Source organism: Sinorhizobium sp., assembly GCF_059070375.1.
Genome location: NZ_JCACWC010000003.1, coordinates 1,759,212 through 1,771,367, shown reverse-complemented (window position 1 = coordinate 1,771,367; position 12,156 = coordinate 1,759,212). Strand labels below are relative to the sequence as shown.

The 12,156-nt window shown below is 61.5% G+C and carries 10 protein-coding genes; 3 read left to right on the top strand and 7 right to left on the bottom strand.

What is annotated here, in order from left to right; translation table 11 throughout:
• Nucleotides 1–80: 80 nt before the first annotated feature.
• Nucleotides 81–386: an FAD assembly factor SdhE gene (locus AC5J09_RS20630; RefSeq protein ID WP_003537695.1), complete on the top strand. Its 306-nt coding sequence runs from the start codon at nucleotides 81–83 to the stop codon at nucleotides 384–386.
• Nucleotides 387–388: 2 nt separating this feature from the next.
• Nucleotides 389–3,904, top strand: coding sequence for a transcription-repair coupling factor (gene mfd, locus AC5J09_RS20625; RefSeq protein ID WP_018094974.1), 3,516 nt, complete (start codon nucleotides 389–391; stop codon nucleotides 3,902–3,904).
• A gap of 72 nt (nucleotides 3,905–3,976) precedes the next feature.
• Here mfd and AC5J09_RS20620 read toward each other — a convergent pair whose 3' ends face one another.
• From AC5J09_RS20620 to AC5J09_RS20600, 5 genes are all read right to left on the bottom strand, one after another.
• Entirely contained in the window at nucleotides 3,977–4,198 is a 222-nt protein-coding gene (locus AC5J09_RS20620) for a hypothetical protein (RefSeq protein ID WP_275597930.1), read from the bottom strand.
• Nucleotides 4,195–4,989 carry an exodeoxyribonuclease III gene (gene xth, locus AC5J09_RS20615; RefSeq protein ID WP_275597931.1) on the bottom strand — a complete coding sequence of 265 codons (795 nt, stop codon included), beginning with the start codon at nucleotides 4,987–4,989 and terminating at the stop codon, nucleotides 4,195–4,197. The genes AC5J09_RS20620 and xth overlap by 4 nt, the downstream gene beginning before the upstream one ends.
• 4 nt (nucleotides 4,990–4,993) lie before the next feature.
• Nucleotides 4,994–5,170, bottom strand: coding sequence for a hypothetical protein (locus AC5J09_RS20610; RefSeq protein ID WP_018094971.1), 177 nt, complete (start codon nucleotides 5,168–5,170; stop codon nucleotides 4,994–4,996).
• A gap of 157 nt (nucleotides 5,171–5,327) precedes the next feature.
• Entirely contained in the window at nucleotides 5,328–6,578 is a 1,251-nt protein-coding gene (locus AC5J09_RS20605; RefSeq protein ID WP_494298376.1) for an alpha/beta hydrolase, read from the bottom strand.
• Nucleotides 6,579–6,676: 98 nt separating this feature from the next.
• Nucleotides 6,677–8,119 carry a DUF1254 domain-containing protein gene (locus AC5J09_RS20600; protein WP_275597934.1) on the bottom strand — a complete coding sequence of 481 codons (1,443 nt, stop codon included), beginning with the start codon at nucleotides 8,117–8,119 and terminating at the stop codon, nucleotides 6,677–6,679.
• Between the two features lie 261 nt (nucleotides 8,120–8,380).
• On the opposite strand from AC5J09_RS20600, the gene AC5J09_RS20595 reads away from it, so the two are divergent.
• A complete protein-coding gene (locus tag AC5J09_RS20595; protein ID WP_100674316.1) occupies nucleotides 8,381–9,301 on the top strand; it encodes an AraC family transcriptional regulator in 921 nt (306 codons plus the stop codon).
• A gap of 98 nt (nucleotides 9,302–9,399) precedes the next feature.
• Here the strand turns inward: AC5J09_RS20595 and AC5J09_RS20590 are convergent, their stop codons facing one another.
• Nucleotides 9,400–10,065: a DsbA family oxidoreductase gene (locus AC5J09_RS20590; RefSeq protein ID WP_100674225.1), complete on the bottom strand. Its 666-nt coding sequence runs from the start codon at nucleotides 10,063–10,065 to the stop codon at nucleotides 9,400–9,402.
• An 82-nt stretch (nucleotides 10,066–10,147) separates the two neighbouring features.
• Nucleotides 10,148–11,962, bottom strand: coding sequence for an extracellular solute-binding protein (locus AC5J09_RS20585; RefSeq protein WP_494298375.1), 1,815 nt, complete (start codon nucleotides 11,960–11,962; stop codon nucleotides 10,148–10,150).
• Nucleotides 11,963–12,156 lie beyond the last annotated feature (194 nt).

Sequence of the window (12,156 nt, the reverse complement as noted above, 5' to 3'; positions counted from 1 at the left end):
GGCTGACAACCCGCTTTCCAGCGTTTATAGAGCCCATGATCTCGATCCGCCGGAGCGGCGGAGGGCAGGAAGGACATCCCATGACCGGCATTTCGCGCACGAGCGCCGATCTCGACCCGCGTCGGCGCAGGATTCTTTTCCGTGCGTGGCACCGCGGCATCCGCGAGATGGACCTGATCCTCGGCCAGTTCGCCGAGGCGGAGCTCGCCACCTTGTCCGAAGCGGAGCTCGACGAACTCGAAGCAATCATGGGGGAGGAGGACAACGACCTCGTCCGCTGGATCACCGGAGAAAAACCGCTGCCCGAGCGTTATGCGACCGAACTCTTCTTCCGGATCGCTGCCTATCGCCCGGATTTCGACCCGGTTCGCCACGAAACGAAGTAGACATGACGATGATACCTGGCCTCGACCCTAGGAAGATACTTGCGGCGACGCGGGAAATTACGATCGGCCCGGTTCCCACGGGCGCCGAGGCGCTCGTGCTCGCCGAACTTGCCCGGGCCGGGGCACCCGTCGCCTATATCCTCTCCGATGGCCAGAAGGTCGCCGACCTCGAACAGGTGCTCGGTTTCGTTGCTCCAGACATACCGGTCCTGACGCTGCCCGGTTGGGACTGTCTGCCTTACGACCGCGTCTCGCCGAGCGCCGACACCTCGGCGCGCCGTCTCGCCGCGCTGAGCGCGTTGATCGCCCACCGCAGGAAACCGCATCCGGCGATCGTGCTCGTCACCATCAATGCAGCGCTGCAGAGGATCTCACCGCAGGATGTGATCGAAAGTCTCGCCTTCACGGCACGGCCCGGCAACCAGATCCGCATGGACGACCTTGCCGCCCGGCTCGAGCGAAACGGCTTCGAGCGGGTCCCGACCGTGCGCGAGATGGGCGAATTCGCCGTACGGGGAGGCATCCTGGATGTCTATGTACCCGGCAGCGGCGAGCCTTTGCGCCTCGACTTCTTCGGCGACACGCTCGAGGCGATCCGGTCCTTCGACCCCGCAAGCCAGCGCACGATCGGGCAGGTCCGGTCCCTCGACCTCAATCCGATGAGCGAGGTATCCCTTACGCCCGAGACGATCAGCCACTTCCGAAAGCAGTATCTTTCTCTCTTCGGGGCGGCGACGCGCGACGACGCGCTTTATCAGGCCGTGTCGGAGGGACGGCGCTATGCCGGCATGGAACATTGGCTGCCGCTTTTCTACGATCGGCTCGAAACGGTCTTCGACTATCTCGACGGCTTTCGCATCGTCACCGACCACCTGGCGCGCGAGGCCGCGGCAGAGCGCTCGAAGCTCGTTCTCGACTATTACGACGCCCGCCTCGCTTCGGCTTCGCCGGGCAAGTCTCAGGTCACCCAGAGCACGCCCTACAAGCCCGTGCCGCCGGACATGCTCTATCTCACTGCGAAAGGCTTCGGCGAAGCCCTGAATGATCGCAATGCGATCCGCCTTTCGCCCTTTACCGAACACGAGGGCGAAGCGCGCCAGGTCGTGAACATCGAAGCGCGTCAGGGCCTGCGTTGGGCCAAGCCGGCGGGCGAGGCCGATACCGATGGCACCCGCACCAACGTTTTCGATCAGGCCGTAAAGCATATCGCCGAGAAGCGGGCAAAAGGCGCCAAGGTCATCGTGTCCGGCTGGACCGAAGGCTCGCTCGACCGGCTGCTTCAGGTTCTGGCCGAGCATGGTCTCGCCAATATCCGTCCGGTCAAGGCGCTCGCGGATATCGGTTCGCTGAAGCCGGGCGAGGCCGCATCCGCGGTGCTAAGCCTCGAAGCGGGATTTGAGACGGGTGACCTCGTCGTCATCGGCGAGCAGGACATTCTCGGCGACCGTCTGGTTCGCCGCTCCAAGCGCCGCAAGCGAGGCGCGGATTTCATCGCGGAAGTGACCGGTCTCGACGAGGGCAGTTATGTCGTGCACGCCGAGCACGGCATCGGGCGCTTCGTCGGCCTCAGGACGATCGAGGCCGCCGGCGCGCCGCATGACTGCCTCGAGCTCGTTTATGCGGACGATGCCAAGCTTTTCCTCCCGGTGGAAAACATCGAGCTTCTGTCGCGCTATGGCTCGGAAGGAACCGATGCGGTCCTCGACAAGCTCGGCGGTGTCGCCTGGCAGGCGCGCAAGGCCAAGCTCAAAAAGCGGCTGCTCGATATGGCCGGCGGCCTCATCCGCATTGCTGCCGAAAGACATACGCGCCATGCGCCGGTCCTTGCGGCACAGGACGGTGTCTACGACGAATTCGCCGCCCGCTTCCCCTATGACGAGACCGAGGACCAATTGAACTCGATCGATGCCGTCCGCGACGATCTCGGCCGCGGCCGGCCCATGGACCGTCTCGTGTGCGGCGATGTCGGCTTCGGCAAGACGGAGGTGGCGCTGCGTGCCGCTTTCATCGCGGCGATGAACGGCGTACAGGTCGCCGTGGTCGTGCCGACGACCCTGCTTGCGCGGCAGCACTACAAGACCTTCTCCGATCGGTTCCGCGGCTTGCCGATCCGAATTCAGCAGGCCTCGCGACTGGTCAGCGCGAAGGATCTGGCGCTCACGAAGAAAGAGGTCGCCGATGGCAAGACGGACATCGTGGTCGGCACGCACGCGCTGCTCGGCTCGTCGATCAAATTCGCCAATCTGGGCCTGCTCATCATCGATGAGGAGCAGCATTTCGGTGTCAAGCACAAGGAGCGCCTGAAAGAGCTGAAGAGCGATGTGCACGTTCTCACGCTCTCGGCGACACCCATTCCGCGGACGCTGCAGCTTGCCCTCACCGGAGTGCGCGAGCTTTCGCTGATAACGACGCCGCCGGTCGACCGCATGGCGGTGCGCACCTTCATTTCGCCCTTCGATGCTTTGGTGATCCGTGAAACTTTGATGCGCGAGCACTACCGCGGCGGCCAGAGCTTCTATGTCTGTCCGCGGGTGAGCGATCTTCCGGAAATCCATGATTTCCTGAAATCCGACGTGCCGGAACTGAAAGTTGCCGTGGCACACGGGCAAATGCCGGCGACCGAGCTCGAAGACATCATGAACGCCTTTTACGAAGGGCGCTACGATGTGCTCCTCTCGACGACGATCGTTGAGTCCGGTCTCGACGTACCGACCGCCAACACCCTGATCGTGCATCGTGCCGATATGTTCGGCCTTGCCCAGCTCTATCAGCTGCGCGGCCGGGTGGGGCGCTCCAAGGTCCGCGCCTTCGCGCTCTTCACGCTTCCCGTCAACAAGACGTTGACCGGGCCGGCGGAACGACGCCTGAAGGTCCTTCAATCGCTCGACACGCTTGGAGCCGGGTTCCAGCTCGCCAGCCACGACCTCGACATCCGCGGAGCGGGCAACCTGCTCGGCGAGGAACAATCGGGTCACATCAAGGAGGTCGGCTTCGAGCTCTACCAGCAGATGCTCGAGGAGGCGGTTGCCGAACTCAAGGGCGAGGAGGAGATCCACGATACCGGCTGGTCGCCGCAGATATCGGTCGGAACCCCGGTGATGATTCCGGAAGAGTATGTGCCGGACCTCAATCTTCGCCTCGGCCTTTATCGGCGCCTGGGCGAGCTGACCGACCTCAAGGAGATCGACGGCTTCGGTGCGGAGCTGATCGACCGTTTCGGGCCGCTGCCGACGGAGGTACAGCACCTTCTGAAGATCGTCTACGTCAAGTCGCTCTGCCGCACGGCGAATGTAGAAAAGCTCGATGCCGGACCGAAGGGCGTCGTGGTCCAGTTCCGCAACAAGGAATTTCCCAATCCCGCGGCACTCGTGGGCTACATCGCGAAACAGGGAACAATCGCCAAGATCCGCCCGGACCAAAGCATCTTCTTCCAGCGCGACCTCGCAACACCGGAGAAACGCCTTTCCGGCGCCGCGATGGTGATGACGCAGCTTGCAGCGCTCGCGAGAGCCGGATGAGGAAAGGTGTGCGCGGTTGATCGCGACCACCAATTTCGTAAACCCGTTCCGGACGGCGACACCGTGCTGCGATCATTCGTCCGCGGCCGGCCAATTGTTGGACGGTTCTTCGATGACCTGTTCGCTGACGGAGTCAGCGGGATCCGGGTCTCGTTCGTAGGCGAGCCGAAGCTGTCCGATCTCGTCAAGAATGGCGGCGTAGACATCCTGTTGGCGCGCGCCGACAACGACGGCGGCGTCGACCAGTTTTTCCAGTTCGAGGCGCAGCTCGGCACGCCAATCTTTCATCGTCATCGACCTTCCTCCTCAGCTCCATCTGAAAGTTCGATCCAGGCCGGCGCGTGATCGCTTGTGTGCTCCCATCCCCGGACATGCTTGTCGACCCCCGCAGCCGAAAGCCTTTTGGCGACATCCGGGCTGAGCAGGAAGTGGTCGATGCGAAGGCCGGCATCCCTCACGAAGGCATTTCGGAAGTAGTCCCAAAAGGTGTAGACGCGCTCGCCGGGATGAAGCTGCCGGAGGGCATCCGTCCAGCCCTGTCCAAGCAGGCGATGATAAGCGTCTCTGACCTCGACGCGGAACAGCGCGTCGTTCACCCAACGCTCCGGTTTGTAGACATCGAGTTCCGTCGGCATGACGTTGTAGTCGCCAGCGAGGATCACCGGCACGTCGAGTTCCAGCAGTTCTGCCGCGTAGGCCGTCAGCCTGTGGAACCATGCCAGCTTGTATTCGAACTTCGGTCCCGGGTAGGGATTCCCGTTGGGCAGATAAAGGCAGCCGATCACGATGCCATCGATGGCTGCCTCGATATAACGGCTGTGGGTATCGTCCGGATCACCAGGCAGGCCCTTGCGCGTCAGCATTGGCTCCCTGTCTCTGGCGAGGATCGCCACGCCGTTCCAACTCTTCTGGCCGTGCCAGATCGCCCCGTATCCGGCAGCCTCGATGGCTTTGACGGGGAACTTCGGGTCTGGTGCCTTCAGTTCTTGAAGGCAGACGACGTCGGGTGACGCCTCCTCCAGCCACCGCAGCAGGACTTCCAGACGGCCATTCACCCCGTTGACGTTATAGGTGGCGATCTTCACGGAGCTAGTTCTTGCGATCGCCCTTGTCGCCCTGGCCGGGCTTGGCATCGTGTTTCGCCTTCTGTTTCCTGTCCGAAGACAGGGAACGGCCGACATCCACCGATTGTTTGAACTTCCCGCTTTCGTCGCGCCGCACGTAGCGCTTGTCGGTCCCGGTATCGATGAGTTCGCGCTTCGACATCACTGCCTCCGTTCCTCGGCTTGCCCGACAGAACGCACGGAAAGCCGAAAAGTTACAAACCACCGGCCGCCGCGCCACCTAAGCTTTCCTGTAATCCGGCTGGTTTGGCGGCGCACCTCATGGGGTTGCAGCCCCAGCACGCAATGTCGGCCGCGTTTCATTTCACTCCGCCGGATGGTCCGGCGAGTGACTCGACGTGATGGACGTAATTCCGCCGCGTGTTCTGATCGACGAGGGCAGCGGGAGCGGCAACGACCAGTCCCGCGGCCGTTCCGACGGAATGGGCGGCCCCGGCGGTCGCCGCGACGATATGGTCCCCGAGCCCCAGGCGACTGTCGGTCAAGGTCTGGCCGCTGGACAGGCGGCTGCCGATCAGTCGTACGATTTCGGGCGACTCCGCGAACTTGGTGTGGTGCAGATTGTCGCCTGCCTTGATTTTGGTGAGGTCGACGACGGTAATCCCATTCGCCGCCAGCTCCTCCTTGTAGGGCGACTGCTCCGGATCGATCGCTCCCAGCCGGGAGACATTTCCCCATACGCGACGCGAAACGGCGAGCGCACGGTCGTCACGCGAGACGAAGAGGGTGAAGCGCGGCCGTTGCTTGCCCATGTCGGCGATCTGCGAACCGAAGACGTCGACATCGACGTCGGGCGCCGCCAGCATGACATTCCTGAACTTTGCCGGCAGCCCGTCGTTGCGGATGGCCATCTGGCGCAAGGACTCCAGCGCCAGCCAATTTCCCATCGAGTGGGCTAGAATCGAGACTTCCTTCACCTCGGGATCACGCGCGAGATATTGGAATAACCGTTCTACTGCGTTGCGAGTATAGTTGGTGCTTTCGCGATCATAGCCATAGGCCAGCAGACTCCCGCGTGACGGCCACGTCGCGAGCACCGGGACACTGCGCGCGCCCGAGTCATGGACGATCTGCGCGAAACGGAAAACCGCATCCTCGAAATGGTTGTTGAACCCGTGGATAAAGACAAGGACACTGCCGTCCGGGCTCTTGCGCACCTGGCTGTTCAACCATTTTTCGGCCGCACCGCGGTCGATTTCCTCGGCCTTCAGTGTTGCGAAATCCGTCTCGGGATTCGGTGGAAGCTTGCGCGGCCAGGCGACTTCGCCGGCCTTGCGGACTGTGTCGGACGGAATAGACACGGTGATGTCTGCGAATGTCGGGCTAAGCGCGCGCTCGCCGCTGAACATCTCGCCCGGTTTTTCCGCCCTGCCTCGGGTGGTGGTGACCAGCATCTCGACTTGAGTGGCCGACGGATTGGCCGCCACCGGCTCGAGCACCCCTGTCGGGCGGCCCGCACATGCGGAGAGCAGCATCAGGCACAAGACGCACGGCAAAGACGGCCATGATGGTACGCCGCCCCTGGCGTTCCGGGTAAGGTGCCGCGCCAAATCGATTACTCCTGTAAAATACCGTATTCACGCCGGCAGGAAGAGGAGCGGCGATCGAACATTTCGCCGCTCCCAGTTCTCAGCGCCCAATACAGACATCAACTCACCTTCTTCACGGGCGGTATCGTCCAGGAACCATCGATAATGGAGGGATTGCCCTCGTCAGGCCAATACAGGCGCATCATGAGGATAAATTTTCCCTCGGGGGCCGGCAGCCAGTTTGATTCCATGTCCGATCCGGGGGATTCATGCTGAATCAGCAGGTCGATCGAGCCATCCGGATTGGCCTTTAGCGGTTGCCGAGCGCTGATCGAATAGCGATCGAGCGGATTGTCGACGAAGAAGTACTCCGCATCATACATGGTCAATGACCAGAAACCCGAAACCGGCGGCGTAAGCCCCTTCTTGAAAGTCAGGACGTATTTTTCGGATCCATCGTATGCCCGCTTGATCACGCCGCTGTCGGACTTCAGTGAGGTGGGGTAGATCGCATCCTGTGGCCGGTTTGCCCCAAGCCCGATCGCGGTGATCAAGGCACGCTGGAGATAATTTGTGCCGTAGATGCCTGTTTTCGTGGTGAAGCCCCAGCCGTCGATGTCCTGAACGTCGCCATCGCTGAATTTGAAGTGCATCATGATGCGCGCAAAACCCACCTCGGGGACGCGCTTTGCGAAGGCTGGATCGAATTTGGTCTTGTCGAAATCCCGGCCGGGAACGATGCCCAACTCAGCAAGCTTGGCCACCATGGGCGCATCTGCGTCGGTGGGCGGATTCCGTTTCAAGAGTTCGGCGAACAGCGTGAAGTATTCGACGGCGTCCATCTTGTTGACTTGCTCGCGAACGGCGGTCTTCATGTCGATGGCCGGATCGACCTTGCCCTTGGGCGCAGTCCAGTCCTTCCCCCAGGCGCTCAAGGGGTAGAGCTTCACTTCATCCTGAAGCTTGTGGACTTCGGCGTAGTCTTCTGGGGTTCCGGTGCAGTAGATGCGCCCGAGCAACCAGACGATGCTCGTCGGAGACTTGTATTGCTTGACCCCTTCCGGGAGCGCGCCTTCCCATCCGGGACCGGTAACCACGAAGGTCTGTGCCCCCGTGCCCGTGGTCCGCTTTCCGGGAACGTCGAACACGGTCGTCCAGCCGTCCAACATCGGAAACAGGGCATAGCGATCGTTCAGGTCGGGCAGGCTGACCACCCACGGTTCATCACCGACGTCGAAGAATGCGGTCGTATAGAGCGTATCGGCGTTGGGCGCCGTCACGTCCCGGAACTTGGCGTCCGGGTATCGGCGCAGCTTGATGATATGCCCCATCGGGCCTCGGGTTCCTTCGGTCTCGGCGACGTTGGTGATCACACGCCTGGTGATCTCCATGGTCACAAGAGGATAGGCATAGATGTAAGCCTCCACGGCCGATGCGAACTCGTCGAGACCCTCCGGCAAATTCGCGACCAGCCCATCGCGGGCGGTCGCCGGCGAACCTATGGAGCCCGCTGCCATCAGGCCGAGACCGGCCACCGTCAACTCACGGCGCGTAATATTCATTGTACCCTCCGAAAAATAGATTTGTGACGAAATGCTTCAAGCTCAGTCGATGCAGACCCCGGCGTAACGCCGCCATAAGGTTGGTAATAGACCCCGCCAAAACGCCGGAGGAATTCTGCTACGGACAACTTAATCGCGAAAGACTTCCAACGGAGTTGCATACTGCTATAGTGCGTGTATTTCGTCTTGCCTTTTCATGCCAAGTTTGGTCCCCGAATGTTGAATTCTGCACCCTCGATCAGGATCAGGGCTTTCCTGCCAATTGCGCCCTATCTGGCCCGGCGCGGTGTCTCGGCAATCGAATTCTGCGAACGCCTCGGCATCTCGCCGAACGTGTTCCAGAACGCAGACGGCTGGCTTCCCCGCGCCCAGTGCTTTCACATGGCCAACGAGCTGGCGAAGGTTGCGGCGGACCCGTTCGCGGGCGCGCATGTCGGCTTCATGACTGAACTCCGCGATCTCGGCGTGTGGGGACAATCGGTTCTCGCGGCGAGAGACGTGGCCGCCGCATGCGCGCTCGCGACCGTCAATGTGCCTACGATCCACCGCGGATCGGAGGTACGCTTCATGACGGAAGGCAAAACCGCTCGAATCGTCTTCCGCTTCGCGGACCGTTACGAGTTCGATCCCCGGCAGTTCATCTTCGGCAGCCTGGCGGTACTTCGCAAAGTGCCGCTTATGGCCGGCGAACCCTCCGCAATAAGGGTTCGGCTGACAGCTTCGAGGATGCTCGGAAACGGGGCGCTGGAGGAGTGCCTGGGGTCCAACATCGAAACGGGATGCGATCACGATATGATCGAGTTCGATCGGGAACTGCTCGACCTTCCTCTCAAAACCGCCGGAATTCGGCCTTCGAAGGCGACAGAGGCCCTAGCTTCCGCGGTAGAGGCGGCGAAGATGCTCAGCGAAAGGCTGTCCGATGGTCATGCGCTTGGACTGGAGACCGTCGCGAGAACCCTTGGCATGTCGCCTCGGTCCCTGCAACGGCGCCTCAAGTTTTGCGGCGTCGATTTCGAGGAGTTGCTTGATGACACGCGCCGCAGTGAGGCAATCCGGCTGATCTGCGAAGGTGTGCATAGCATGACCGACATCGCCTTAAGGGTGGGCTACAGTGATTCCGCGCATTTCACCCGCGCGTTCAAACGCTGGACGGGAGTAGCGCCATCCCGCTTCCGGAAATGATCGGAAATGACCGGCTGTAGCTATCCCCGCGGAAAAGAAGGTTCTCCCGATGCAGTGAAACGCCGCCGTTCCACGCGGAATTTGCTCTCTACGCAAGCTCAGTGAGCCGGATGCTCGGCCTTCATCTGCGCAATCTCGCGCAAAGCGCTGGTCAGCACCTCGACCGACTGCGCCCCCATCACCGCATACTGCTGCTCGATGATGAAGCAGGGAACGCCGGTCACGCCGATTTCCCGGGCCATGCCGATTTCCTGCCTTACGGCGTCCTTATCGGCGTCTGAGGCGAGGAGAGCCGCGATAACCGGCCTTTCGAGGCCGGCCTGTTCGGCGATGTGGAGGAGGACGGCGTGGTCGCCGAGGTTGCGACCCTCTTCGAAATTCGCCTTGAACAGCAGGCTCACCACCTGGTCCTGCGCCGCTTCGCCGCCGGTCGCGGCCCAGCGGATCAGCCGGTGCGCATCGAGCGTATTCGGGCTGACCCTGACGGCATCGAAATCGAAGGCGATGCCGTCTTCCACACCGAGGCCTTCGAGCATCCGGTGCGCCTCGTCGACGGCCGCTTGACCGCCGAGCTTGGCCGCCAGGTGCTCTTTATGGTCGACGCCTTCCGGCGGCAGATCGGGATTGAGCTGGTAGGGACGCCACTGGATAGCGACGTTGATCTCGCCGGCGACATTGGCGATCGCCTGGTCGAGGCGATTCTTGCCGAGATAGCACCAGGGGCATACGACGTCCGAGACGATATCGATATTGACGGTTTCCATGGTGCCGGCCTTTCGCTTTACCAAAACTGCGACATAGGCCGGCCGGAAACATCTTTCAATGCATCAGCGAACGGGTGCCTGCCTACTGAACACGCTCGTCCCACCAACTCGGCAACTGATAACCGTAAAGCGGTACCGTCGTCGGCCGGCCGATATGCTTCCACCGGGCAATCCATTGCGCATCGAGATGGTAAAGCGGAACAAGATAGGAATTGTTGACGAGGAGCCGGTCGTGCGCACGAACGGCGGCGGTGAAGTCCTCGGGGTTGCGCGCCTGCAGGATGTTGTTGATCAGTTTGTCGACGTCCTTGTCGGCGACGCCGGCGAAGTTGTCGCTGCCTTGCCTGTCCCGAGTTTGCGAACTCCAGCGATTGATCTGTTCGAGACCGGGGGAGAGCGACGAGGGGAAGGACTTGATGATGACGTCGTAATCGAAGGATTGGCTGCGCAGCTGATATTGTGAATCGTCGACGGTGCGAACCCTCGCTGCGATGCCGAGCGGCGCGAGAAACCGCTGATAAGCAAGCGCAACCTTCTCCTGGCCGGCATTCTGGCTCATGATCTCGAAAGCGAGCGGCGTACCCTTGCCGTCGACCATCTTGCCGTCCTTGATGGAGTAGCCCGCTTCGCGAAGAAGCGTCACCGCTTCCCGGAGCACATTGCGATCGCGACCCGAGCCGTCCGTCACGGGGAGCCGGTAGGTGCCGTCGAGGATCGCCGGATTGATGCGCTCCCTCACGTCTCCCATGAGGTCCAGTTCACGATTGTCAGCCGCCACCCCGAGGAAGGAAAGCGACGAATTCTGCCAATAACTCTGCGTACGCGTATAGGCGCCGTCGAAGAGATTCTTGTTGACCCATTCGAAGTCGAAAACGAGAGCGAGCCCCTGCCTGAGCTTGATGTTGTCGAACATCGGCCTGCGCGTATTGAAGACGAAGCCGAGCATGCCGGACGGTGTCTTCGGCTTGAACGTTTCCTTGATCACGCCGCCGCTGCGAACGGCGGGAAAATCGTAGGCGCGGGCCCATTTCGTTGCGCTGCCTTCGGCGTAGATGTCCACCACACCCTTCTTGAAGGCTTCGAACAGGGTGTTCTCCTGCAGAAAATATTCGACTGAGATCTCATCGTAATTGTCGAGGCCCACCTTCGAGGGCAGATCCTTGGCCCAATAGTCGGGGTTGCGGCGATAGACGATCCGTTCGCCGGGCCTGACTTCCGCGACCCGGTAGGGACCGGAGCCGAGCGGTGGCTCCAGGCTCGTCCGATCGAACGCCTCGACGTCGATCGCATGCTTCGGCAGCACGGGCGAAAGTCCCAGCAACAGCGGAATCTCGCGATCGGCCTCCTCGGTGAAGGTGAAGCGCACGCTACGTTCCCCGACCTTCTCCATCTTCGCAACCTTGGAGAGGCGGTTGCTGAAGGGTGCGCGCCCTTTGTCGCGCAACAATTCGAAGGTGAAGATCACGTCTTCGGCGGTCACCGGCCGGCCGTCGGCCCAGCGCGCCTTGGGATTGAGGTTGAACTGGATGAAAGTGCGGTCATCGTCCCATTCGACGGTTTCGGCGAGCAGGCCGTACATCGTGAATGGCTCGTCCTGCGAGCGCTGCATGAGGGATTCGTAGACCAGGTTGCCAAAGCCCGGGTCCCACATGCCACGCGCGGTCGTGCGCATGCTCTTCAAAATGAAGGGATTGAGGCTGTCGAACGTGCCGACGACCCCGTAGGCGACCTTCCCGCCCTTCTTCACCTGCGGGTTGACGTAAGGGAAGTGCTTGAAATCGGCAGGCAAGGCGGGTTCGCCATGCATGGCGATCGCATGCACGGGCGCGGCCAGAGCGCCATTGGCAAACATGCTGGCCGCCAGGAGCATCACCAGGCCGGAAACAACTGCGCGCAACTTCACCTCCCGTGGGGATTCAACAGGCCGATTCCGCGCAAGGTATCAATGCGGGAGCGCATTTCCAACCGGCGCCGGGTCGGGAAAAGAACAAAGCAGGCTCCTGCCACATCCCTCGCCGGTTCGAAAGGGCCGCTCAAAGCAAATGATTGCACAAAATCGCAACAAACACTGGATAAACCGCACGAGCCAAT